The sequence below is a fragment of the Rhizobium sp. KDH_Rht_773_N genome (assembly GCF_052946295.1).
In genome coordinates, this window is sequence record NZ_CM129525.1 from 3961795 (window position 1) to 3985188 (window position 23394).

General features: G+C 62.7%; 19 protein-coding genes. 10 read left to right on the forward strand and 9 right to left on the reverse strand.

All coding sequences use genetic code 11. The features are described from left to right. Positions 1 to 48: 48 nt before the first annotated feature. Positions 49 to 3123, reverse strand: coding sequence for an excinuclease ABC subunit UvrB (uvrB, locus tag ACU8HS_RS19685; RefSeq protein WP_447015013.1), 3075 nt, complete (start codon positions 3121 to 3123; stop codon positions 49 to 51). A gap of 1148 nt (positions 3124 to 4271) precedes the next feature. On the opposite strand from uvrB, the gene ACU8HS_RS19690 reads away from it, so the two are divergent. The 3 genes from ACU8HS_RS19690 (at position 4272) to ACU8HS_RS19700 (ending at position 5297) form a co-directional block, all read left to right on the forward strand. Further along, entirely contained in the window at positions 4272 to 4559 is a 288-nt protein-coding gene (locus ACU8HS_RS19690; protein ID WP_447015014.1) for a hypothetical protein, read from the forward strand. Positions 4560 to 4633: 74 nt separating this feature from the next. Further along, positions 4634 to 4978, forward strand: coding sequence for a type II toxin-antitoxin system RelE/ParE family toxin (locus ACU8HS_RS19695; protein ID WP_447015015.1), 345 nt, complete (start codon positions 4634 to 4636; stop codon positions 4976 to 4978). Beyond that, positions 4971 to 5297, forward strand: coding sequence for a helix-turn-helix domain-containing protein (locus ACU8HS_RS19700; RefSeq protein WP_112573307.1), 327 nt, complete (start codon positions 4971 to 4973; stop codon positions 5295 to 5297). The genes ACU8HS_RS19695 and ACU8HS_RS19700 overlap by 8 nt, the downstream gene beginning before the upstream one ends. A 20-nt stretch (positions 5298 to 5317) precedes the next feature. Here ACU8HS_RS19700 and ACU8HS_RS19705 read toward each other — a convergent pair whose 3' ends face one another. Beyond that, positions 5318 to 7105 (reverse strand): glycoside hydrolase family 15 protein, encoded by a 1788-nt coding sequence (locus ACU8HS_RS19705; RefSeq protein ID WP_447015016.1) that lies wholly within the window; start codon positions 7103 to 7105, stop codon positions 5318 to 5320. 528 nt (positions 7106 to 7633) lie between these two features. Here ACU8HS_RS19705 and ACU8HS_RS19710 point away from each other — a divergent pair. Beyond that, positions 7634 to 8572, forward strand: a complete 939-nt coding sequence (locus tag ACU8HS_RS19710) for an IS110 family transposase (protein ID WP_447014964.1) — start codon at positions 7634 to 7636, stop codon at positions 8570 to 8572. A 792-nt stretch (positions 8573 to 9364) separates the two neighbouring features. On the opposite strand, the gene ACU8HS_RS19715 is transcribed toward ACU8HS_RS19710, so the two are convergent. After that, positions 9365 to 9565, reverse strand: coding sequence for a hypothetical protein (locus ACU8HS_RS19715; RefSeq protein WP_112564178.1), 201 nt, complete (start codon positions 9563 to 9565; stop codon positions 9365 to 9367). A 621-nt stretch (positions 9566 to 10186) separates the two neighbouring features. Here ACU8HS_RS19715 and ACU8HS_RS19720 point away from each other — a divergent pair. Beyond that, positions 10187 to 11224, forward strand: coding sequence for an MBL fold metallo-hydrolase (locus ACU8HS_RS19720; RefSeq protein ID WP_447015017.1), 1038 nt, complete (start codon positions 10187 to 10189; stop codon positions 11222 to 11224). A 182-nt stretch (positions 11225 to 11406) separates the two neighbouring features. Here the strand turns inward: ACU8HS_RS19720 and ACU8HS_RS19725 are convergent, their stop codons facing one another. Then, positions 11407 to 13995, reverse strand: coding sequence for a P-loop NTPase (locus tag ACU8HS_RS19725; protein WP_447015018.1), 2589 nt, complete (start codon positions 13993 to 13995; stop codon positions 11407 to 11409). A 187-nt stretch (positions 13996 to 14182) separates the two neighbouring features. On the opposite strand from ACU8HS_RS19725, the gene ACU8HS_RS19730 reads away from it, so the two are divergent. Both ACU8HS_RS19730 and ACU8HS_RS19735 read left to right on the forward strand, forming a co-directional pair. Further along, positions 14183 to 15082 (forward strand): helix-turn-helix transcriptional regulator, encoded by a 900-nt coding sequence (locus ACU8HS_RS19730; RefSeq protein ID WP_447015019.1) that lies wholly within the window; start codon positions 14183 to 14185, stop codon positions 15080 to 15082. 166 nt (positions 15083 to 15248) lie between these two features. Continuing rightward, positions 15249 to 15995: an SDR family oxidoreductase gene (locus ACU8HS_RS19735; protein WP_112759107.1), complete on the forward strand. Its 747-nt coding sequence runs from the start codon at positions 15249 to 15251 to the stop codon at positions 15993 to 15995. Between the two features lie 201 nt (positions 15996 to 16196). Here ACU8HS_RS19735 and ACU8HS_RS19740 read toward each other — a convergent pair whose 3' ends face one another. Continuing rightward, a complete protein-coding gene (locus ACU8HS_RS19740; RefSeq protein WP_447015020.1) occupies positions 16197 to 16955 on the reverse strand; it encodes an adenylate/guanylate cyclase domain-containing protein in 759 nt (252 codons plus the stop codon). Positions 16956 to 17134: 179 nt separating this feature from the next. On the opposite strand from ACU8HS_RS19740, the gene ACU8HS_RS19745 reads away from it, so the two are divergent. Beyond that, entirely contained in the window at positions 17135 to 18763 is a 1629-nt protein-coding gene (locus tag ACU8HS_RS19745; RefSeq protein WP_447015021.1) for an arylsulfatase, read from the forward strand. A 132-nt stretch (positions 18764 to 18895) separates the two neighbouring features. Next, on the forward strand, positions 18896 to 19348 hold the full coding sequence (locus ACU8HS_RS19750) for a TspO/MBR family protein (RefSeq protein ID WP_447015022.1): 453 nt from the start codon (positions 18896 to 18898) through the stop codon (positions 19346 to 19348). Between the two features lie 317 nt (positions 19349 to 19665). Here ACU8HS_RS19750 and ACU8HS_RS19755 read toward each other — a convergent pair whose 3' ends face one another. Then, on the reverse strand, positions 19666 to 19959 hold the full coding sequence (locus ACU8HS_RS19755; protein ID WP_112564166.1) for a helix-turn-helix domain-containing protein: 294 nt from the start codon (positions 19957 to 19959) through the stop codon (positions 19666 to 19668). After that, a complete protein-coding gene (locus ACU8HS_RS19760) occupies positions 19956 to 20333 on the reverse strand; it encodes a type II toxin-antitoxin system RelE/ParE family toxin (RefSeq protein WP_447015023.1) in 378 nt (125 codons plus the stop codon). Before ACU8HS_RS19760 ends, ACU8HS_RS19755 begins: the two co-directional genes overlap by 4 nt. Positions 20334 to 20618: 285 nt before the next feature. Here ACU8HS_RS19760 and ACU8HS_RS19765 point away from each other — a divergent pair, with 285 nt between their 5' ends. Further along, complete coding sequence (locus ACU8HS_RS19765; protein ID WP_447015024.1) at positions 20619 to 21422, forward strand: class I SAM-dependent methyltransferase; 804 nt, start codon at positions 20619 to 20621, stop codon at positions 21420 to 21422. Between the two features lie 25 nt (positions 21423 to 21447). Here the strand turns inward: ACU8HS_RS19765 and ACU8HS_RS19770 are convergent, their stop codons facing one another. After that, entirely contained in the window at positions 21448 to 22080 is a 633-nt protein-coding gene (locus tag ACU8HS_RS19770) for a Vgb family protein (protein ID WP_377311646.1), read from the reverse strand. A gap of 29 nt (positions 22081 to 22109) precedes the next feature. Continuing rightward, positions 22110 to 23330, reverse strand: coding sequence for a helix-turn-helix domain-containing protein (locus ACU8HS_RS19775; RefSeq protein ID WP_447015025.1), 1221 nt, complete (start codon positions 23328 to 23330; stop codon positions 22110 to 22112). Positions 23331 to 23394: the final 64 nt, after the last annotated feature.

Here is a 23394-nt window from a genome sequence, read left to right on the forward strand (position 1 = left end):
CCTCGGCAATAGCCGATTAGCCGGACGTGTTGAGCGTTTTTTCAATTTTCACCGCCCCGGCCGCCCCGTCTTCCCCTTCGTCCGCCCCTTGCGCCGCTGCTCGCCGGGGTCCTCATAGCTCCCGACACCCGTTTTCCCCCTCACCAGCGGGCGCACATCATCATGCCCCGGCTGGCCGTCCAGCAGCGGCGAGAAGCGCTTCGTGCCCTTGGCGGCGTCCGGCTTTTCTGGCACGTGGCCCGTCACCGGCTTTTCGGTGCGGCCCACGGTCATCTCGTCCAGCGTGTTGCGGCGGAAGAGGGTCTTGCCGTCGGCGGGGACCGGGCGGGCGTTGCGGCCGCCCATTTCGTCGAGTTCCGGCTTGGCGAAGTAGGAGGGTGTGGCCCCCTCATCCGCCCTGCGGGCACCTTCTCCCCGCTGGGGAGAAGGGGAGCCGCCGCGGCTCTTGGCTTCCATCGACCTCGCTTCCTCCCGCGCCAGCGGGTCGTCCATGGCGGCGAGTTCGACGGCCTTGAGGCGTTTGATTTCGTCGCGCAGGCGGGCGGCCTTTTCGAAGTCGAGGTCGGCGGCGGCGTCGCGCATGGATTTTTCCAGCGCGTTGAGATGGGCCTGCAGGTTGTTGCCCACGAGGTTGCCGCCATCGGCAAAACCCTTGCCGGAAGCGCCTGAGATGTCGGCGCGCACATGGTCGCGCTCGTAGACCGAGTCGAGGATATCGGAGATCTTGGCCTTGACGCTTTCGGGCGTGATGCCGTGCTCCTGGTTATAGGCCATCTGCTTTTCGCGGCGCCGGGCCGTCTCGTCCATGGCGCGCTGCATGGAGCCGGTGATCGTGTCGGCATAGAGGATGACCTTGCCGTCGACGTTGCGCGCGGCGCGGCCGATCGTCTGGATCAGCGAGGTTTCCGAGCGCAGGAAGCCTTCCTTGTCGGCATCGAGAATGGCGACGAAGCCGCATTCGGGAATATCCAGGCCCTCGCGCAAGAGGTTGATGCCGACGAGCACGTCGAAAGCGCCGAGGCGCAGGTCGCGGATGATCTCGATGCGCTCCAGCGTGTCGATATCCGAGTGCATGTAGCGCACGCGCACGCCCTGTTCGTGCAGGTATTCGGTCAGGTCCTCGGCCATGCGCTTGGTCAGCACGGTGCAGAGCGTGCGATAGCCTTTTGCGGCCGTCTCGCGGATTTCGCCGAGCACGTCGTCCACCTGGCTGCGGGCGGAGCGCACTTCCACGGGCGGATCGATAAGGCCGGTCGGGCGGATGACCTGTTCGGCGAAGACGCCGCCGGCCTGTTCCATTTCCCAGCTGCCGGGCGTGGCCGACACGGCGATCGTATCCGGGCGCATCGCGTCCCATTCCTCGAAGCGCAGCGGGCGGTTGTCCATGCAGGAGGGCAGGCGGAAGCCGTATTCGGCCAGCGTCGCCTTGCGCCGGAAGTCGCCGCGATACATGCCGCCGATCTGCGGAATGGTGACATGGCTTTCGTCGATGAAGACGATGGCATTGTCGGGCACATATTCGAACAGCGTCGGCGGCGGGTCGCCGGGGTCGCGGCCGGTGAGATAGCGCGAATAGTTCTCGATGCCCTGGCAGGAGCCGGTGGCCTCCAGCATTTCCAGGTCGTAGCGGGTGCGCTGCTCCAGGCGCTGGGCCTCCAGCAGGCGGCCGGCCTTTTCCAGCTCCACGAGGCGGCCCTTCAGCTCTTCGCGGATGGATTTGATCGCCGCGTTCAGCGTCGGGCGCGGCGTCACATAGTGCGAATTGGCGTAGATCTTCACCGATTTCAGGTCGCCGGTCTTGGCGCCGGTCAGCGGGTCGAATTCGGTGATGGCGTCGATCTCGTCGCCGAACATGCTGATGCGCCAGGCCGCGTCTTCCAGGTGGGCCGGGAAAATCTCGATCGTGTCACCGCGCACGCGGAAGGAGCCGCGGGTGAAATCCATGTCGCGGCGCTTGTATTGCTGGGCCACGAGATCGGCCAGCAGCTGGCGCTGGTCCAGCCGGTCGCCGACATTCATCTGGAAGGTCATGGCCGTATAGGTTTCGACCGAGCCGATACCGTAGATGCAGGAAACGGAGGCGACGATGATGCAATCGTCGCGTTCGAGCAGCGAGCGCGTGGCCGAATGGCGCATGCGGTCGATCTGCTCGTTGATGGAGCTTTCCTTCTCGATATAGGTGTCGGAGCGCGGCACATAGGCTTCCGGCTGGTAATAATCGTAGTAGGAAACGAAATATTCTACCGCATTGTCGGGGAAGAAATTCTTGAATTCGGAATAGAGCTGGGCGGCCAGCGTCTTGTTCGGCGCGAGGATGAGGGCCGGGCGCTGGGTTTCCTCGATCACCTTGGCCATGGTGAAGGTCTTGCCCGAGCCGGTGACGCCGAGCAGGACCTGGCTGCGCTCGCCGCTCTGCAGCCCGTCCACGAGATCGCGGATCGCCGTCGGCTGGTCGCCGGCGGGCTTGTATTCCGAGGCCATGCGGATGGTGATGCCGCCTTCGGATTTATCCGGCCGGGCAGGGCGGTGCGGCGTCCAGATCTTGCCGTTCTTGTGCAGCGGGTTGCCGCTCTCGATCAGCTTCGACAGCGCCTCGACCGTGGCGGTGACGCCGCCGGGCGAGATCTTGTCGGCATCCTCCAGCGAAATATCGAGGCCGGCCACGGGGTTGAGGCCGGCGGCGGCACGCGTCTTCGGGTCGGTGGAACCGCCGATGGAGACGCCGCGCGCCGTCTTGCTCACCGTCGCCTTCCTGTTCACGCTCACGGCCGTACCGCCCTTCGGGCTGGCCTCCGTGGCGGGCGCCGGACGACCGGCGGCCGCCTGGCCGCTACGCTTCGCCCCTGCAACCTGCTCGGCGTGTTTGCGCGCCTCGTTCTCCACCTTCTTGCGATGCTTGCCCGCCCTGGAGGCGATTTCGCGCTGGCTTTCGATGCCGGCGGCCTCGGCATCGGCCTCGAGCTGCCTCACCCAATCGGCCACCGAGCCGGAAAGGGGAGCGGAGTCTTCTGCCGGGACTCGCTTATCCTTCTCGTTCCACTCGAAGGGCGTCCCGGTAAAAGACGATTGGGGGGCTTCCTCGAAACCGGTCGAGGCGGGGGATTTCTTCGGAGATCTTGCCATGCGCGGAATATGGCGGGAGTCATGCCGAAATGGAAGGGGGAAAGAGTACAAAAGGGAAACGAATGAATCGTTCGGATTTTGGAATAGTGAGGGTGGGCGGGCGGTTTTGTATTGTGAGGCGAGGCTGCGCGACGGAGCCCCCTCACTCTGGGCACGAGCGCCGACCCTAGCTCCCTCATTTCTGTGCTTGTCACAGAAATCCAGCAGCCGCGTGTCCACGCGGCGGAAGAATCTTGCTGCCTATCGGCTTTTGAAAAATGCTCCATGCCGGGCACGTTTCTGAGGAGTCTTCCCGGCTTGCAGACGCAAGCCGGCTGGATCTCTGTGACAAGCACAGAGATGAGGGAGGTCGAGGGACTGCCAGCAGCCGCGTGTCCACGCGGCGGAAGAATCCTGCGGCCCACCGGCTTTTGAAAAATGCTCCATGCCGGGCACGTTTCTAGGGAGTCTTCCCGGCTTGCAGACGCAAGCCGGCTGGATCTCTGTGACAGGCACAGAGATGGAGGTCGAGGGACTGCCAGCAGCCGCGTGTCCACGCGGCGGAAGAATCCTGCGGCCCACCGGCTTTTGAAAAATGCTCCATGCCGGGCACGTTTCTAGGGAGTCTTCCCGGCTTGCAGACGCAAGCCGACTGGATCTCTGTGACAGGCACAGAGATGAGGGAGGTCGAGGGACTGCCAGCAGGCGCGTGTCCGCGCGGCGGAAGAATCTTGCGGCCCACCGGCTTTTGAAAAATGCTCCATGCCGGGCACGTTTTTAGGGAGCCTTCCCGGCTTGCAGACGCAAGCCGGCTGGATCTCTGTGACAGGCACAGAGATGAGGAAGGTCGAGGGACTGCCGGCAGGCGCGTGTCCACGCGGCGGAAGAATCCTGCGGCCCACCGGCTCTTGAAAAATGCTCCATGCCGGGCACGTTTTAGGGAGTCTTCCCGGCTTGCAGACGCAAGCCGGCTGGATCTCTGTGACAGGCACAGAGATGAGGGGTGGGGAGGAGGCGTCGGGCGCAAGTAATCGGCGTTTCGGCTTGCGACACTGTCCATCGGAGACAGCCTGCCATGTCTGATCTCCTCAATCGGAAATCCATATCTCGCGATCCCGCCAAGTGCGTGTTAACACGGACCGAACACGAGCAGAGGTAACGGAGGCAGGATGTCCAGCGGGATCATGGACCGCATCGATCTTCCCGATGGCGGGGGAAGCATCCTGCTCTGCGACTACATGCCAGAGGAGGTGAAGGACGGCCGGAACCTCATGCGTGTCAATGCTGGCGGGGATATCGTCTGGAAGGCCTCCCTGCCGTCCGGTTCGGCCTTCCCGGACTGCTTCGTCGCCGTCAGGCTTGAAGGCGGAAAACTCGTCGCCAATACGTTTAGTGGCTATCTCGTGGCCGTCGATATCGAGGATGGTCGCGCTGCGGTGCTCGCCTTTACAAAATGAGAACGGGCTGAAGCAACCGATCTTGATTTTATATCTTTAAATATATATTTCTGAGGCAATAGATGACATACCGGGTGCAGTTCCATCCCGATTTCGTTCCTGAGTGGAAAGAGCTCGACATGGGATTGAAGGAACTGGTCGGCGAGGTGCTGGACCATCTGGAAGATGACGGTCCGTTTCTGGGGCGCCCGGAGGTCGATACGCTCTCGGGTTCGGCGCATGCGAATATGAAAGAGATCAGGGTCCGGTTTGCAAGACAGGTCTGGCGATTTGCTTTCGCCTTCGATCCGGCGCAGAGCGCCATCATTCTTTGCGGTGGCGACAAGCAAGGCATGAATGAAGCCCTGTTCTACAAGCAGCTGATCAACAAGGCCGATGCGCGTTTTGCGGCGTGGTTGAAGGGAAAGAAGGATGACTGACTGGAAGACGTTACGCGGGGAGCTTCCCGAGGATGTTCGCGCGCGTCTCGATGCGAAACGTCACGAACGGCGTCTGGGCAAGGCGCTGGCGGAAGTGCGCAAGGCGATGCAGGCAACGCAGCAGGAGGTTGCCGCCGGCGCCGGCATGACGCAGAACACCGTTTCGAAGATCGAAAGCGCTGACGACGTCCTTCTGTCATCGATCGTGCGCTACATGCATTCTATCGGGGGCGGCGTCGAGCTTGTCCTGAAAACGCCCGATGGCAAGGTCAGGCGCGTTGATTTCGATCCCGAGATCTATGTGAAGCAGACGGCATAGAGCCCAAGCTTCCCACCCCGTCACGCCGCCCGCTGATCCGCCGGCCCCTCGGCCCGCGCCAGGTTCAGCGCGCTGTTGATCAGCCCGATATGGCTGAAGGCCTGCGGGAAGTTGCCCAGCATGCGCCCCTCGGCCGGATCGTATTCCTCCGCCAGCAGGCCGACATCGTTGCAGATCGCCAGCAGCCGCTCGAAAAGCTTGAGCGCATCCTCGCGCCGGCCGATCATGTTCAGCGCGTCCACCAGCCAGAAGCTGCAGGCGAGGAAGGCGCCTTCGCCGGGCGGCAGGCCGTCGTCCACCTCCTGCGTTTCGTAGCGCAGCAGCAGGCCGTCGCGCAGCAGCTTGCGCTCCACCATTTCCACGGTCGCGACATAGCGCGGGTCGTCGGGCGCGATGAAGCCGACCATGCCGAGATGCAGCAGGCTGGCATCCATCGCTTTCGAGCCATAGGCCTGGGTGAAGCAGCCGAGCTCGGCATTGAAGGCCTTTTCGCAGACTTCGGCATGGATGCGGTCGGCGAGGGCGCGCCAGCGGGCGGCGGCGTGGGCTTCGCCGTCGGCCTCGGCGATCTGGACGGCGCGGTCGAAGGCCACCCAGGCCATGACCTTGGAATAGGTGAAATGCTGGCGCCGGCCGCGCACCTCCCATATGCCCTCGTCCGGCTCCAGCCAGGCTTTTTCCAGAAAGGGCAGGATGGCCTTCGCCAGTTCGCGCTCGCGCGGATGCGGCGGCAGGCCGCCCTTGCGGGCCTGCAGCATGGCGTCGGCCACCTCACCATAGACATCGAGCTGCACCTGCTCGGCCGCCGCATTGCCGATGCGCACCGGCGCGGAACCCTCGTAGCCTTTCAGCCAGGGCACCTGCCATTCCAGAAGGTTGCGCTCGCCGGCCACGCCATACATGATCTGCATCTGGGCCGGCGCCCCGGCGACGGCGCGCAGCAGCCAGCGGCGCCAGGCGGTGGCCTCATCGTAATAGCCGAGCTTCATCAGGGCGAGCAGGGTCAGCGTCGCGTCGCGCAGCCAGCAATAGCGATAGTCCCAGTTGCGCGGCCCGCCGATCTTTTCCGGCAGGGAGGTCGTGGCTGCCGCGACGATGCCGCCTGTCGGCATGTAGGTCAGCGCCTTCAGCGTGATGAGCGAGCGTTTCACCTGCTGCGTCCAGCGGCCCACCCTGGGGCATTTCGCGGCGAAGGAGAGCCAGAATTCCTCCGTATCCGGCAGGGCATATTCCACCTGCCGCGGCGCCGGCGGCGGCAGGTGCGAGGGCGACCATGTGAGCGTGAAGATCTGCTGCTCGCCGGCCGCGACCGTAAAGGCGCCGACCGTGCTCGGCCCGCGGCCTTGCAGCGGCACGGCGCAATTGAGCACCAGCCGGTCCGGCCCGGCAATGGCGGCGATGCCGCCGTCCTCGCCACGCGTGACCCAGGGAACGGTGCGGCCGTAATCGAAGCGCAGGTTCAGCTCCATCGCGAAGGCGACGCTGCCGCTCTTGCCCTCGACGATGCGCATCAGGTCGCTGGCGCCGTCGCGCAGCGGCATGAAATCGGTGAGAACGGCGGTTCCCGTCTCCGTGCGGAACTCGGTTTCGAGAATGAGCGTGTCGTCGCGGTAGCGGCGCGTGGCGCCGTATCGGCCCGCCGGCGCAAGCGACCAGAAGCCGTTCTCCCCGGTGCCGAGCAGGGAGGCGAAACAGGCGGGAGAATCGAAGCGCGGAAAACACAGCCAGTCGATCGAGCCGCTTTTCGACACGAGCGCCGCCGTTTCGCAATCGCCGATGAGCGCGTAATCCTCAATGAGTGCCGTCACCATAGCCTCCTTCAGATGTTGCCGGAAGGTTAGGTAGGGCTCGTGCGCGGAGGTCAACCGTGTGCGCGGGGTTCGGGGGCGCCGGGCGCGGTCGGTTTGCGATCGGCCGGGGCGGGGGGCGTTTCGGCTGGTGGACGCGGGCCGGGGGGATTCCTGTGACGGGCACGGCAATGAGGGGAGGATGTGCTGGAGCGTGTTGCTCAACCTCGTCAGGTGGAATGAGGGGAGGATGCGCTGGCTGTCCGTGGCTCACCCCGTCAGGCGCCCGACGCGCGGAGCGGAGCCACACGCTCAACCTTGCCCGTTTTCACCCCGAAGCCCACCCCAACCTCCCTTGTATCTGCACATTGATGATTTTGTGCGAAGGAAGCGACTGAGCCTCTTGCCGGGTGGCCACCCGGCAAGAGGCGTGGCGGCGTCGCCCGTTCTCCCTCCGGCTACAACCGTGGATGAGCCAGGGATCGTCGCCATCGTCACGTACGACCGAACAGTCGCTTGGTTCCAACCGCACGCACAAGGCAGGTTACCGTGAACAGCATCATATGTGGAGTGGATGTTTCGAAGGAGTGGCTGGATGTGTTCATCCGCCCGTTGGGTATTTCGCAGCGTTTCAGCAACGATGCGGCCGGTATTGGCGCGCTTGGCGCTCTGTGCCTTGCCGAGGCTGTCGAGCTTGTGGCCATGGAAGCCTCTGGCGGTTACGAGCGGCCGGCCTTTCTGTTGTTGTGGGAGATGGGGGTCGCCTGCGCGCTTGCCAATGCGCGCAATGTGCGCCGCTTTGCCGAGGCCATGGGCTTTCTGGAAAAGACCGACCAGATCGATGCGGCGGTGATTGCCCATTATGCCGAGGCCAGGCCGCTGCGTGCCTCGCCACCGCCGAAGCCGACGCAGATGCGGCTGCAGGCCTTGGTGGCGCGGCTGTCCCAGGTCACCGGCGACCTGATCATCCAGAAGCAGCGCAGAAGCGTTGCCCGCGATGCACAGGCCGTTGAAAGCCTCAACGAGGTGATCGCGCTTCTGGTGCGTCAGAGCCGCAGGCTGGAAGGCGAGATCGCCTCGATGATCGACGACGATCCGCTCTGGGCCGGCCTCGACAAGGCCTTTCGCTCCATCAAGGGTGTTGCCTCGCGCACGGTTGCCCGGCTGATGGCCGAGCTGCCGGAGATCGGTCATATCTCCAACAAGGCTATCGTCAAGTTGGCTGGCCTTGCGCCGATTGCCAACGACAGCGGCAAGAAAAGCGGACCACGGCCGGTGCGCGGCGGTCGCAAGGGGCCACGTGGCATCCTCTTCCTGATCGCCGCCATTGCTGCCAGATACGATCCGCATCTGGGCGCCTTCCAGCAACGGTTGCAAGCCGCAGGCAAAGCGAAAATGGTCATTCGCATCGCGCTCGCCAGAAAGCTCCTCGTCATTCTCAACGCAAAAGCACGAGATGCGCGAAAGGAATTCCAATATGCAACTTGACACATCAGATAGTCGCTCATTCCTGTGCCTGTCACAGGAATCCAGCCACCGCGCGTCCGCGCGGTGAATGACTCTCTCAATCAGCAAGCAAACGAGTCTCTCCTGCCCAAGGACTTGGGCAGGCTGGATCCCTGTGACAGGCACAGGGATGAGGGTGGGGAGGGAAGCGTCGCCGCCCAAAGCAGGCGTCGGTCATGGCGGCAAGGGGCCTTCCGCGGCCTCCACCATCCGACACGGTCCTTTCAGCGCCACCCAGCAGTGCCTCACCGAGCCGTCGCAACCGTCCTGCCGCGCGGCCCACCCCAACCACCTCATTCCCGTGCCTCACCCATCCCTCGCAACGTCCTGCCCGGAGGCCCACCCCAACCTCCCTCATTCCTGTGCCTGTCACAGGAATCCAGCCACCGCGCGTCCGCGCGGTGAATGACTCTCTCAATCAGCAGGCAAACGAGTCTCTCCTGCCCAAGGACTTGGGCAGGCTGGATCCCTGTGATGGTCCCCGGAACAAGCCCGAGGACAGGGATGAGGGTGGGGAGGGGAGCGTCGCTGCCCAAAGCAGGCGTCGGGCATGGCGGCAAGGGGCCTTCCGCAGCCTCCACCACCCGGCACGGCCCTTCCACCGCCACCCCAACAGCACCTCATCCATCCCTCCCAACCGTGCTGCCCGGAGCCCGCCCCACAGGCGGAGGGCGTAACTGCAGGGCACCCGGATACGCCCGCCCTGCAGTTATGCGATGCCGCCGGCTGGCGACATCACCGGACATGCCTGCGCCGCCCTGGCATGTCCGCAGCTTATAGAAGCAGCCGCTCCAGGCTGCCCTGGTCCTTCACCCCGTGCTGGTAGAAATGCAGGATCTGGATGGCCAGTTCCTCCCGTTCGCCGTCGGTGGCGATATGCCGTGCCGTGCAGATATGCTCGTAAACGCGCTGGCAAAGGGCGACGTCCTCTTCCTGCATCGGCGTCTGGCCCGCCGACATCTTCTCTCTGATCATCGCTATTCCCTCACACGTCCCCTCCGGGGAGGTTCTAGGGCACGGATTGCGTTCTTCAACCGGCGTTTGCCCATGTCGCCGTGCCGCCCCCGTCCGCCTGCGGGATTTTTTCCATGCCCGTTCGCGATGTTACGCATGTAATAGAAACAGGCCGGCGCTTGCGCTATGGAAGGAGAAGGGCCGCCCGCTTAGGAGTTCAGGCAACCCTTCTCCACTGGTTTTGCAGCATCCAGCGTGGAGCATTGTAGGCCGGAATGACGCGTTCGCAATTTCACTTTTTAAATCGCGGCGTATTATTTCAGGCATTGCTTAATAAATGCCCGGCGGTACTTTGCGGCCGGGCATTTGCATAAATTTCGTACAGTAAAAACGGGTGTTTGAGCGGATTTATAACTGCCCGCACCGCGGCCGCCCGCGGGCCTGCGCTTTGCGGCCGGGCCTGCCGTAAGGGGAAGCGAAGCTTACGCGGCGTCAGCTACTCCGATTGGGCGAAGGCGGAGCCGCGATCGGCGCCCGCCGGCTGCTTCCGCTTTTTCCGGCGCAAGCTTATCATCGGCGTGCGGGGTCCGATGCGGTTTGCAACCCGGGGGAAGACGGAGAGGCCCGGCAGCGGAGGCGACCATGATTTTCCGGCAGCTTTTCGACAGTGTTTCCGGCACCTATACCTATCTCATCGCTTCAAGGCGCGGCGGCGAGGCGCTGATTATCGATCCCGTGCTGGAAAAGGTGGAGCGCTACATGCAGCTCGTGCGCGAGCTGGACCTGAAGCTGGTCAAGGCCGTCGACACGCATCTGCATGCCGACCACATTACCGGGCTCGGCGCGCTGCGCGACCAGACCCATTGCATCACCGTGATGGGCGAGCAGACCAAGGCCGATGTCGTTGCCATGCGCGTTGCCGAAGGCGACCGCGTCACCATCGAGGGGCTGAGCCTCGACGTGCTCTATACGCCCGGCCATACGGACGATTCCTATTCCTACCTGATGGGCGACCGCATCTTCACCGGCGACACGCTGCTCATTCGCGGCACCGGCCGCACCGATTTCCAGAACGGCGATCCGCGCGCCCAGTACGACTCGATCTTCAACAAGCTCTTGCGCCTGCCCGAGGAAACGCTGCTCTTCCCCGCCCACGACTACAAGGGCGACACGGTCTCCACCATCGGCGAGGAAAAACGCTTCAACCCGCGCCTGCAGGTGAAATCGATCGACGAATATGTCGAGCTGATGAACAACCTGCACCTGCCCAACCCCAAGATGATGGACGTCGCCGTGCCCGCCAATATCCATATCGGGCTGCACCAGGAGGAGATTGCGCGAAAAGGCTGGGCGGTGAGCGCGAAGGAGGCGCTGGCGCTGCGGGGAAGGAGCGATGTTGTCATAGTGGACCTGCGCGAGAGGAGCGAGCGGGAGCGGCACGGGGTCATCCCCGGCTCGCTGCATGCGCCCTATGCGGACCTGCAGGAGAACCTCTCAGCCGGCGGGATGCTGCATGAGCTGGCGGTGGCGACGGGGAAAAGGGTGGTGTTTTACTGTGCGTTCGGGGAGAGGTCGGCGATGGCGGTGCAGGCGGCGCAGGATGCCGGGGTGGGGAGCGCGTGCCATATTGAGGGTGGGATTGATGCGTGGAAGAAGGCTGGAGGGGTGGTGGGGGAGTGAGGGGAGGCAGGTTAAGGCTGCTTCAAGGGGCTGCGAGCCAATTAATTAGCTGAAAACGATAACAGGCGCGAGGTCCGATGTCGTCAAATTTTTCTTGATTTTGTTGTACTATTATCAGTCTCGTTGGACCTCCACTCAAGCAGTGCAAAGGCGTTGGTTGCGTTTTTGTTTTCTCCACGATGTTACCTTTCACGCCGGTATTTTTCGCGATTTCTCCGAGATTTGGATGATTTAGACGACTTTCTTTCCGTGGAGGAGTTTTCTTCATCACCCCACGTGCCGTGAGTCACGAGCTGCGCCAGTCGCGTTTTCGCTCTAGTCATTGGCTCATTCGCATACGGCAAATCAGAGATAATCCGAAAATAGCGGCGGGCTGCCTCAGTTGCCGAATTTTGTTGGCGATGCTTGACGAGTGCGCCTACATGTTTCTCGGCAAGAGTGACAATTGGGTAGTAGTCAGCGTCGCTAACTTGGCTTGAGTGCAATTTCTCAAGCGTGGCAGATGCGTTACCTAAGAGGCGCACGGTCTCAGCATCATATTCGGGGCGGCGGGCAGCCACTCTAAGCTGCAGGTCGGCCAAGGCGTGTACGGCATAAGTATTCTCAGGAAAAGCCGCAATCGATTTTTCCAGAATGGGCAGCGCACTTTCAAGCTCACCGAACATAGCGAGATATTGGCCATACTGAAGCCAAAAGTGACCGTCTAACTGAAAATCGACTTCGAAAGTCTGGTAGATTTTGAGGCCCTCCGCAACCTCGTTGCGACGACGAGATATTTCCCCTAGGAAATTATGATTCAAGATGAATTTAAACAAAATGCCATCGAGACGGCTGGTATTTTTGACGATAGGTAGGTTGTACTTTGTATAAGACTGGAGAACCTCTACCGCAGCCATAATAAGCTGACCAAAGTCGGCAACGTTTTCGATGATATGGCGGACATAGATCTCATGCCGAGCGACGTACCTATCGGATTGGTTGACCGATATGATACCTTCAAGATGCTTCAGAGCCCCCTCAAAAGAAAGGGTCTGTCTTATCCGCTGGTAAGCTTCCCGCGCCGCTCCCTTCGCAATGCCGGTGCGAGCAATAGTTGCTAGCCCGACGATGAGGAATAGTTTTCGGCAGTCTTCATGCGGAAGATTTTCATACTCTTCGGTGATGACTTTTGTGAATCTTTCGGAAGCCGTTGCTTCCTTGAGGGCAATTAGCAATTGGTCATCGGACTCGGCTAGCTTTTCCAGTCGCTTTTGAGGCGTCAATTTTCTAAACGCCGGAGCCGGTACGTATTGGAGTAGCCGATCCACCAAGCCCTGATGATCAGCGCGGACGAAACGCTGAAACTCAAATGAGGTAGAGAAATCACCAATCCGACGTTCGATATGCTGCCGCCATTCATTTGTTCGGGCGCTACTGATCAGGGTAAGATTGCCATGCGGGATTGAAAGAACATCCTCTTCGATGCTGTCGCTGAAGATAAAAGCATCGCCTATGTAAACGACGGCGTGGTCATCTTTGTGTAATCTATGAACTAGATCCAATGAGGCTTTCAACGATTTGACGTCGCCCCTAAGCTCATAGATTGGCGGCGCCTCATGCTCTTGCATAAATTTGATGAGTGCTTGAAGCAGCGCGGTCGTCTTCCCGCTGCCGGACTGCCCGTAAACTAGAAACATCCGGTCGTGGGCGGTGATTGCTGCGGTCAGTGCTCGATACAAGTGGTCGGTCTGTGAAAGCCAGAGAGGGACAGTTGTTGCAGCTATCTTCCAAGTTGGCGGTTGGCCTTCCAGGAAAGACCGAGCGGCCTGCGAGAGCGCCAACCCTTGCAAACTGTCGGCTTTGCTTTTCGTATCGGACCAACTGTGAAGCAATATCGTTTGCGCGGTATCGACCTCGGCGCGAGTGGGAGTGATCCGGGTGGCAAGGTCTACCGCGAATGAGTTTGTCGTTTTGCTAACGTCGAGGGGCGTTAACTGTGGACCGATTGTCCTGCGTAGCCAGTCAACGAAGTCCGCAAGTGTCGCTTTTATAACTATGATATTTTTTGCGGAAAAGCCGGCAAGTTGGAGGGGTGTAAACTCGTCAGGCGTTATTAGGAATGCCGCACCAAGACGGGAATCAGCGGAAGGTCGCGCCCTGTCCAGTTCCGCGGACAAAATGGGCTCTTCCATGCGGCTTCCAATGAAAATTGGCACATGCGCAGCATAGTCGGATGCCGCTTGTCGATACCAGTCGTGGCGATTTTCATTGAGTCGGGCGTTGTATTCTTTAGGTGAAAAAATGAAGCCATGCTCAGGTTTAACGGCTTCACCGTGCAGGTGGACTACTTGAACATTCTCAACGCCCTCATAAGCGGAAACTTTGTCCGAAAGTCCGTTAATATATCTGCGAATTTGTACGCCGCTTTTGGTGCTTTCAATGGCGTCATCGACATTCCAAGAGTAAACACGCTTCCAAGTGTACTGGAAAAGTGCGGACAGTTCCTCGGAGGGACGCAAAAGGCTGTATTCTTGGCGAATAAGGTTATGGAATTGGTCAATGCTTACTCTGCTACCTATTACGGCTTCCAGTACTTCAGGGAGTTTTTCGCCCGAGTATGGTAATCCCGCCATTTCAGTAAGGGTTTTCGCTAGCGCTCCGCCGAGCTTCACCGGCTCGTTTTTGACGTTCTTAGATGTAGCAGAAGTTCCCGCGCCTAAAAGAAGGACGGCTTGGCCGTCTTTAATCGCCTTTTGCAGCAGTCTCGAGTCATTGTCTTGAATCTCAAACATCGGCCCCTCCAACTCTTGGTTGAGTATCATCAATAGGGCACGGTTTGCAACGTGAGTTCTTGCTAGGTGCGCTCTTTTAGAAAAACGACAAACAATCCGGGGTGGTGGCTTATATAGATGCGAAGCTGCAAGCCCTCTCAGGAGTATAGGGCGATGCGGCCCCATTCATCTTCGAAATCGACAACCCATGCCCCATAAATCCACCCCCGAAGCCCTGAGCCAGCGCATCCACGCCCGCCTTTTGGCCACCAGCCACGGCCCGGCATGGAGCACCATTTCCGTCCACCTTCTCTCCCACCAACCGCTCGAAACCAATCTCCTCATACCCGCCGTTGCCGAGCCGCTTGTGGTCTGGATCGTCTCCGGCTCGGCTCGCGTCGAGGAGCGCGATATCGGCGGGGAGTGGATGGCGGTGGAGGTTTCGGCGGGGGATTTTTATCTGACGCAGAGTGAGACGCCCTATGAGCTGAGGTGGGAGACGAGTGCGGGTGAGGCGCTTTGTGTCATGCATCTCTATCTTGGGCTGCCGATCTACCAGCGGGCGGTAGCGGAGGTCTTGGGCGGCGAGGGCGGGGAGCGGTTTCGGCTGGCGGATGTATCCGGTGAACGGGACGAGGCGATTTCGGGGTTGATGGGGATGGTCCTAAAAGAGCTGACGGAGGCGGCCGAGCCGAGCGAAATGGTCGTGCAGGGCCTTGCGCAGGCGCTCGCCGTGCATCTGGTGCGGCACTACGGCAAGCGCGATGGCGCGGTGCCCGCCCGGCGCGGGGCGCTGCCGGCCTTCAAGCTGCAGAAGGTGGTGCGGATGATGGAGGCGGGGCTTGATCAGGCCTTCAGTCTCGAAAGCCTCGCGGCTGCGGCCGAGCTCAGCGCCTTTCATTTTTCCCGCGTCTTCAAGCAATCGACCGGCTCTTCGCCATCGGATTATTTCATCCAGCTCAAGATGGCCGAGGCGCGGCGGCTGTTGCGCGAAACGGATGAAAGCATCATCCAGATCGCGCTCGATCTCGGCTATTCCAGCCCCAGCCATTTCGCGCAGGTGTTCCGCCGGCAGGTTGGTGTCAGCCCGCGCGATTATCGCGGCTAGGCCATTGCGGGCGCGAGGCGCTGCCCGGTGTTGCCGGACTGGCTCTCGTTCACAGCAAATCCCCGACAGTTTCAGCAAGCGGCCGAGCGAAGGCGCGCGGCGATCTTTCTAGCCTGTTCCCGTCGAAACCAGCCGTCCCAAGGGCGGCAGATAAGGGAATGAAACCATGTCAATCCAGGGAAAGACGGCTCTCATCACCGGCGCATCAAGCGGCATCGGCGCTGCGACCGCGCTGAAGCTTGCGAAGAATGGCGTCAAGGTCGGGCTTGCGGCGCGGCGCGCAGACCGGCTGGCAGCGCTGGTTGCCGAGATCGAGCGGGATGGCGGGCAGGCGGTTGCGCTCGAAATGGATGTCGTCGATAGCGCCTCGGTGGCGTCAGGCGTCGCCAAGCTCGCTGCGGCCTTCGGCACGATCGATATCCTCTTCAACAATGCCGGCCTGATGCCGCTTTCGGATGTCGATGCGCTGAAAGTGGAGGAATGGCACCGGATGGTGGACGTCAATATCAAGGGCGTGCTCCACACCACCGCCGCCGTGCTGCCGCACATGATTGCCGCGAAATCCGGCCATATCGTCAACACCTCCTCGATTGCCGGCCGCAAGGTCTTTGCGGGCCTGACGGTCTATTGCGCGACCAAGCACGCCATTACCGCGCTGTCTGATGGCATGCGCATCGAACTCGGCAAAAAGCACAATATCCGCGTCACCTGCGTACAGCCGGGTGCTGTCGAGACCGAGCTTCTCGAGCAGATCTCGGACCCGGCCGTGCGCCGGCAGATGGAGGAGCTGAAGACGCAGATGGAGTTTCTGAAGGCGGGGGATATTGCCGATACGGTGCTGTTTGCGCTGCAATCGCCGTCGCACATGGATATTGCCGAAGTATTCGTGATGCCGACGCAGCAGGCTTGGTGAGCTTTGCCAAGCTAAGGCAGGCGGCGCCGGGCCTTTGCTCGATGGGGCCAGGGAACAGGGATTGGAGATAGCCGAGCCGCGGTTGATCGAGATTGCTCTTCGGACGATGGAAGAGTGGGAATCCGGTTCGCCTGTTCTGGCCTATCCGCAATAGGCATTCGCAAGCGAGGGGACGGGCAGGGCATGCGATGCTTTGCGCGCTCAGCCCGCCCGCAGAACCCGTGCCTCCACCGGCTGCCCGATGCCCTTCAGCGAAAGCATGCGCGGCTCGCTTCCGGCCACCAGCGCCGGCGCCTGGCGGGCTGCCTCGGCCGAGACCACGATCTCGCCCGCCGCTGCCTGCGATTCCAGCCTTGCGGCCTGGTTGACGACGCCGCCGATGGCGGTGAAATCGCTGTGGAAGCTTGAGAATTCGCCGATCTGCACGTCGCCCGTATGGATGCCGACGCCGATGCCGAGCGGCTGGCCGGGGTCGATTTCGGCAAGCGCTTCGCCGCAGAAGCGCTGGATATCCCTGCCGGCCTGGATGGCGGCGGCGGCATGGTCCTGGCGCCTGATCGGAAAGTTGAAGATCGCCATCAGGCCGTCGCCCATCTGCTTGTTGACGATGCCGTCATTGGCCCAGATCGCCTCGGCCGCGCGGGTCTGGAAGAGGCTGACGATGCGGCCGAGTTCGGCGGCGTCCGTGCGCTCGGAAAGGCCGGTATAATCGCGGATATCGGCAAAGAGGATGGTGGCGCCGGAGGTGATGTGGCGCTTTTTCTTCACATATTGGAAGGAGCGCTCGCAGATCGTGCAGATATCCGGGTTCATCTTGCTCCGGGTGATGCCGAAGGCGCGCAGCGGCAGCGAAAGCGGGCCGCCGATCGGGATCGGCATATGCATCTGGTCCCAGCAGCCGCGGCAGATGCCGGCGCTGCCGGGCCTTGCCTGATGCCTTGCGCTCGCCGCTGTCGTCATGGCCGTGATGCCCCGTTGCAGGCAGAGCTTCCGCCAGTCCGGGCCGTTTGGCAACGGCGTTTACGCCTTCCGTACGGTAACGTACTTCCGGCCGGGCGAACGATCTGTCTTGCTGTCTCCCTCAAGTCGCATCTTCGGGTGCCGGCCGGACGGCCGCAAGAGGCGAGGGAGGAACCGCCATGAGCGAAGACGGCAGGGACGAAATCATCAACGACGGCAGGGAGGAGACAGGCGCGGTGCGCCGGCGCGACATCCTGCTCGGCGGCAGTTCGCTGGCGCTTGCGGCACTTGCCGTTTCGGCGAGCGCGCCGGCGGCGAGCGCGCAACAGGCCGCGACGGGTGCGGCCGGCGGCAAGCCGAATATCCTCGTCATCATGGGCGACGATATCGGCTGGTTCAACCCGAGCATCTACCATCGCGGCATGATGGGCTACAAGACGCCCAATATCGACCGCATCGGCGCGGAGGGCGCGCTGTTTACCGACTGGTACGGCGAGCAGAGCTGCACGGCGGGCCGCGCCGCCTTCATCACCGGCCAGTCGCCGATCCGCACCGGGCTCACCAAGGTCGGCCTGCCCGGCGCCGATGTCGGGCTGCGGCCGGAAGACCCGACGGTTGCCGAATTCATGAAATCGCTCGGCTACAATACGGGCCAGTTCGGCAAGAACCATCTGGGCGACAAGGACGAGTTCCTGCCCACCAACCACGGCTTCGACGAGTTCTTCGGCAATCTCTACCACCTCAATGCGGAGGAGGAGCCGGAAAATCCCGACTACCCGAAGGACCCCGCCTTCCGCAAACGCTTCGGCCCGCGCGGGGTCATCCATTCCTTCGCCGACGGCCGCATCGAGGATACCGGCGCGCTGACGAGAAAGCGCATGGAAACCGTGGACCAGGAATTCTGCGATGCGGCCATGAATTTCATCGAGCGGCAGAGCAACAGCGGCAAGCCCTGGTTCTGCTATTTCAATTCCACCCGCATGCATGTCTGGACGCATCTGAAAGCGGCGTCCCAGGGCGTGACGGGCAAGGGGCTCTATCCCGACGGAATGGTGGAGCATGACGGCACCGTCGGACAATTGCTGAAGAAACTCGACGATCTCGGCCTGGCGCAAGACACGATCGTGGTCTACACGACCGACAACGGCGCGGAGGCGATGACCTGGCCGGATGGCGGCAACACGCCGTTCCGGGGCGAAAAGGCCACGAATTGGGAGGGCGGCTACCGCGTGCCGACCTTGATCCGCTGGCCGGGCGTCATAAAACCCGGCACGGTCTACAACGAGATGTTCTCCCACTACGACCTGATCCCGACTTTCTGCGCCGCGGCAGGCGAGGCCGATATCGTCGGCAAGGTGAAGGCCGGTTACAATGCCGGTGCGAAAACGTTCAAGGTCCACCTGGACGGCTACAACCTCATGCCATTTCTGAGAGGCGAGGTGAACGACGCCCCCCGGCGCGAATTCCTCTACTGGAACGACGACGGCGAGCTGGTGGCGATACGCCTGCAGGACTGGAAGATGGTCTTCAAGGAGCAGGACCACACCGGCATCGGCGTATGGAGCGGCGAATTCACCAACCTTCGGCTGCCGAAGCTGTTCAATCTCCGCGCGGACCCGTTCGAACGCGGCGACGAGTCCATTCAATATGACATGTGGATGGCAGAGCGCGCATTCGTGCAGGTCCCCGCTCAGGCCTTTGCCGCAAGGTGGCTCGAAAGCTTCGATGAGTTTCCGATCCGGCAGAAGCCTGCCAGCTTCAATCTCGACCGGGTGATGCAGCAGCTGTCCGAGCCCGGCGGCAGGTAGCAGCTTGCCGCGGCCTGAACGCCGCCCGGCAGGACGTTTTTCGCATCCGTCCCGTGCCGCCGCCGTTCGGCGGCACCCTTGACGGCCGGCCGGAGGACGCCACTTCAACCGTCACGCATGACGGGGTTTTTCTTGCACCGGTTCGACCACTATCTGCTCTTCATTCTGCTGTCGCTCGGCGGCGGGCTGCTCGTCGGCCTCATCAACCTGCCGGACGAATGGTACCAGTCGCTCGCCAAGCCCTGGTTCACGCCGCCCGAGCGGCTGTTCGGCCCGGTCTGGACGGTGCTCTACATCCTCGTCGGCATTGCCGGGGCGCGCAGCTATGCGCGCAGCCCGCGCTCGCCCGTCATGACCGCATGGATCGCCCAGCTTGTGCTGAACTTCGCCTGGTCGCCGGCCTTTTTCGGCCTGCGCTCGCCCGGCCTGGGGCTGATGGTCATCATCCCGCTGCTGCTCACCATCCTTGCCTTCATCGGCCTGTCGTGGAAACGCGACCGGCTCTCGTCGGCGCTGTTCGTGCCCTACGGCCTGTGGGTCGCCTATGCCGCGGCGCTGAACGGCGCCATCGTCTTCATGAACTAAAGCAATTCCAGCAAAAGTGGGAACCGGTTTTGCGTCCGGAATTGCGTGGAGGCAAAGAGCAATTCCAGCAAAAGTGTGAAGCGGTTTTGCGTCCGGAATTGCGTGGAGGCAAAAGCAATTCCAGCAAAAGTGTGAAGCGGTTTTGCGTCCGGAATTGCGTGGAGGCAAAGAGCAATTCCAGCAACAGTGCGCAATTATGCGGGAACCGCCATCAGACAGAAGATGGTCGTCCATGCGGCGGAGCTTCCGCGTGACCGGATCGTCATCGTTGGATCGCAGATCTGCGATCCGGCTCTTCATCTCTGGGCTAGGCTCTTTCAGGCGTCGACGAGTTCAACCTTTAGCCTTTTTCCCACCGAACGGGCAGCCCGGTCGAGTGTTTCAAGTGAAACGGCCACATTGCGAGGGTCGAGCACTCTTTTCACCTGAGTTCGGCTCGTGCCCATTTTGGCGGCCATTTCCGACTGGGTGATCGATTGTGCCTTCCGGGCTTCTTCGATCTGCCATGTCAAAACCCGCTTGATCGCCTCACCATAGACCTCTTCCTTTTCGCCGAGCTCTGCGAGGAAGTCTTCAAGCGTGCCGCCAACGGAAGAATTCAGGTCACTCATTTGTTTTTCCTCTTCTGCGACTTCTTTCGGCGTTTCGACCGTTCCTGATGCTCTTTCCAGCGTTTGATTGCCAGTTTGATCGCTTCCTGTTGACCATCCTTGCCTTCTTCGCCGTGAAGCAAGAGCATGATGCCATCATCGATTCCGAAATAGGTTCTGGCTTCAACCGTATTGCCCTTGATGCTGGATCGGACTTCCCGGACGCCATCACAGATAGGCCTGCAGGTCGGCATACCGACCGGCCAGCCGAACTCAACGGTTGCGATGTCGGCTCCAACTGTGCGGCGATCGTCCTTGTCGAGCGACAGAAGCCAGTCCTTAACCGGTTCAGCGCCTTCCTCGGTCACGAAGAACCTCGCTGTGATGCGCTTCATCGGAACTCCTTGTACCGTATAAGGTACAAATCGGCAAGTTAATTATCCGGGTGTCGTGCGATTGCAAACATGCGCGCGATACCATCTTGAGTTGTCGATATGAGATTCTGCCGCGAAATTCCATAGCCTGCGCCAGTCCGGTCTGCAGCGCGACCTGCTTTGCGCAGTCCGCCGTCGAAACCGGAGCCTCGCCGGCAAATGCTCCAGCCAGCGAAAGCTTGCGGCGCCGGTCGGGCGGTCCTAAACTCGGGCCAGACATTGTCCCGTTCGAAGGGAGAGACTGCGATGCCGTCGAGTTTCAATGTCGGAAGTGCCGAGGGTTACGAGCAGCTGATGGGGCGCTGGAGCAGGAGGCTCGCGCCCGGTTTCATCGATTTTGCCGGGCTCGGCGATGGCGAAAGCGTTCTCGACGTCGGCTGCGGCACGGGAAGCCTGACCTTCGCGCTCGCCGGGCATGCCGGCCTGAAGGCGATTTCGGCCATCGATTTTTCGCCTGTCTTCGTGGAGGCGGCAAGCCGGCGCAACCGGGACCCGCGCGTCACGATCCGGCAGGCGGATGCCTGCGCGCTGCCCTTTGCGGATGCAAGCTTCGACCGGGCGCTCTGCCTGCTCGTGCTGCATTTCGTGCCGGAGGCCGGCAAGGCGGTGGCCGAGATGGCCCGCGTCGTGCGTCCGGGCGGCACGGTTGCCGCCGCCGTCTGGGACCATTACGGCGGCATGTCCTGCATGCGCATGACGTGGGATACGGTTGCCATGATCGACGCCAATGCGCAGGCCATGCGCCACCGCTACTCGTTCCAGCCGATGATGCGGCCGGGGGAAATGAAGGCGAGCTTTGCCGCCGGCGGCCTTGCCGATGTCGAGGAGACGTCGCTGACGATCCGCATGGATTACAGTTCCTTTGCCGATTACTGGGACCCGATCGCGGCCGGCGAAGGCCCGCTCGGCAAATATGTGGCGGCGCTCGATGCGCCGATGCGCGCGAAGGTCGATGCCGCCGTCAGGCAGGCCTACGAGGCCGGCGAGCCGGACGGGCCGCGATCCTTCGCCTCCGTCGCCTGGGCCTGCCGGGGCAGGGTGCCGGGGTGAGGCGGGGCGGAGCCTTCGCGCCGGTTTACCGCGGCCGCCTGACGGCCCGCACCTTGCCGCTGCCGCCGCCGCCGGCGTAGAAGAGGTCGCCGCCATCGGCTTCCAGCCCGGAAACGCCGGTGCCCTCGGGCATGTCCAGCCGTTCCAGCACCTCGCCGGTTGCCGGGTCGATGCGCCTGATGTCGCTCCTGTCGTCCTGCCAGGTGGCGTGCCAGAGTTCGCCGTCCACCCAGGTGACGCCGGTGACATGGCGCCTGGAATGGATGGTGCGCAGGATCGCGCCCGTTTCCGGGTCGATCTCGTGGATGCAGTTTTCGCGGTACTGGCCGACCCAGAGGCTGCCCTCGCACCAGGCCATGCCGGAATCGGCACCCTTGCCGGGGGCCGGGATGGTGGCGAGCACGGCGCCGGTTTCAGGGTCGATCTTGCGGATCTTGTCTTCGGCGATCTGGAAGATGTAGCGCCCGTCGAAGGCGGTGCCGGCATGGGCGGCGATATCGATGGCGGCAAGTTCCGCTCCGCTTGCCGGGTCGAGCGCCCGCAGGCTCTCGCCGGCGGCAAACCAGACCCTGCTGCCGTCATAGGTGACGCCGCCGATATTGCGCGCGCCCTCGAACGGGCCGTATTCCCGCACGATTTCTGCCTGCGATGTCTTCATCTGCTCCATCCTCCGTTGGCCAGACGATGTTAGTCGCTCGGCAGCGGGCCGGGGAGTAACAATGTTGTCGGGAAGCCGACGACCGGCGGCATCATCCAGCGGCGCGCGCGGCCGTTGCCGACAAACTGCACCTTGCCGGCTGCCGCCAGCGCATCGAGCGCCCGCTGCACTGTGCGCGGGCTGAGGCTGAGGGCGATCGCCAGCGCCGTGCTGGACCAGGATTCGCCGTCGGCAAGAAGCGCCAGCAGCGCCGCATGGTCCTCCTCCACCGGCGGGGCGAGCACGACGACGGCGCGCCCGCCATGCGCCAGCAGGGCAAAACCGTGGCTCGTCGCCTTCACCTCGGCAAGACCGGCAAGGGCGGCACGCAGCCGGCCGATCTCGACGCGCAGCCGCGCCCGGTGGGATTCGTCGGCATGGCGGGCGCGGAAGGCGCGGGCAAGCAGGGCCGAGCGCGAGATATCGGAGGGTGCCGCTTCGCCAAGCGCGCGGGCCAGCGCAAAGAGCACCGGCCGGCTGGCGAGCGGCACGATGGCGCCGCCGGCGCGCACGACGTTGCGGCAGGCGTCGACGACCAGCGTGCCGGAGGCAAGCAGCGCCTCGACCTCCTGCAGCTGCAGGAGGCGCTGCGTGCCGCCCTCGAGCAGCCGGGCGGCGGGCGCGTCCAGAACCCTTGCCGCTTCGCCGACCTCCACGGCAAGCGCCGGAATGCCGGCTTTCGCCGCCGCCTCGGCGGCCCTTGCCAGCGCGGCGCGGGCCGGGCCGGTGCGCAGCCGGCGGATCGCCACACCGGCAAGGGCCAGCTCGTGGCCGGCGCGGGCGGCCGGCGGCAGCGGCGAGGGGTCGAGATCGGCAAGCAGCCTTTCGGCCGCATCCAGATGGCCGATCAGCAGCAGGCGGCGGATCTGCAGGGTGCGGGCATGGGCGGCGTTGACGCGGTCGCCGCGCCGCTCGAGCGTCAGGCGGGCCGCCTCCAGCGCCTTTTCCGGCCAGGTGAGATCGCGCGAGACCAGCGCGATCTCGGCCTGCGCCACGACGCAGCGCGCACGCGCCACCGCCTCGCGCGGGCCGAAGGCAAGGGCCGCGCCCTTGAGCAGCGCCTTGGCGCGGGCGAGATCGCCGAGCTGGGCCATGGCGATGCCGCGCAGCGCCAGCGCCGGCGGGTCGTTGCGCAGCGCCACGCGCTTCATGGCGCCCAGCGCATCGCCGACGGCAAGCGCCTGCGCGGCGGCTGTTATCAGCGAGTCCATCGGAATCCCGTCACACTTGTAACTCCCACCGCTTGGCCTTCCAGACCTAGTTTATTCCCCATCG

Bases quoted from the DNA above. Each gene is read 5' to 3' on its own strand.
- ACU8HS_RS19725 (WP_447015018.1), bottom strand. From the start codon at position 13,995: ATGTTTGAGATTCAAGACAATGACTCGAGACTGCTGCAAAAGGCGATT.
- ACU8HS_RS19760 (WP_447015023.1), bottom strand. From the start codon at position 20,333: ATGAAGCGCATCACAGCGAGGTTCTTCGTGACCGAGGAAGGCGCTGAA.
- ACU8HS_RS19755 (WP_112564166.1), bottom strand. From the start codon at position 19,959: ATGAGTGACCTGAATTCTTCCGTTGGCGGCACGCTTGAAGACTTCCTC.
- ACU8HS_RS19690 (WP_447015014.1), top strand. From the start codon at position 4,272: ATGTCCAGCGGGATCATGGACCGCATCGATCTTCCCGATGGCGGGGGA.
- ACU8HS_RS19735 (WP_112759107.1), top strand. From the start codon at position 15,249: ATGTCAATCCAGGGAAAGACGGCTCTCATCACCGGCGCATCAAGCGGC.
- uvrB (WP_447015013.1), bottom strand. From the start codon at position 3,123: ATGGCAAGATCTCCGAAGAAATCCCCCGCCTCGACCGGTTTCGAGGAA.
- ACU8HS_RS19700 (WP_112573307.1), top strand. From the start codon at position 4,971: ATGACTGACTGGAAGACGTTACGCGGGGAGCTTCCCGAGGATGTTCGC.
- ACU8HS_RS19715 (WP_112564178.1), bottom strand. From the start codon at position 9,565: ATGATCAGAGAGAAGATGTCGGCGGGCCAGACGCCGATGCAGGAAGAG.
- ACU8HS_RS19740 (WP_447015020.1), bottom strand. From the start codon at position 16,955: ATGACGACAGCGGCGAGCGCAAGGCATCAGGCAAGGCCCGGCAGCGCC.
- ACU8HS_RS19720 (WP_447015017.1), top strand. From the start codon at position 10,187: ATGATTTTCCGGCAGCTTTTCGACAGTGTTTCCGGCACCTATACCTAT.
- ACU8HS_RS19770 (WP_377311646.1), bottom strand. From the start codon at position 22,080: ATGAAGACATCGCAGGCAGAAATCGTGCGGGAATACGGCCCGTTCGAG.
- ACU8HS_RS19775 (WP_447015025.1), bottom strand. From the start codon at position 23,330: ATGGACTCGCTGATAACAGCCGCCGCGCAGGCGCTTGCCGTCGGCGAT.
- ACU8HS_RS19765 (WP_447015024.1), top strand. From the start codon at position 20,619: ATGCCGTCGAGTTTCAATGTCGGAAGTGCCGAGGGTTACGAGCAGCTG.
- ACU8HS_RS19745 (WP_447015021.1), top strand. From the start codon at position 17,135: ATGAGCGAAGACGGCAGGGACGAAATCATCAACGACGGCAGGGAGGAG.
- ACU8HS_RS19730 (WP_447015019.1), top strand. From the start codon at position 14,183: ATGCCCCATAAATCCACCCCCGAAGCCCTGAGCCAGCGCATCCACGCC.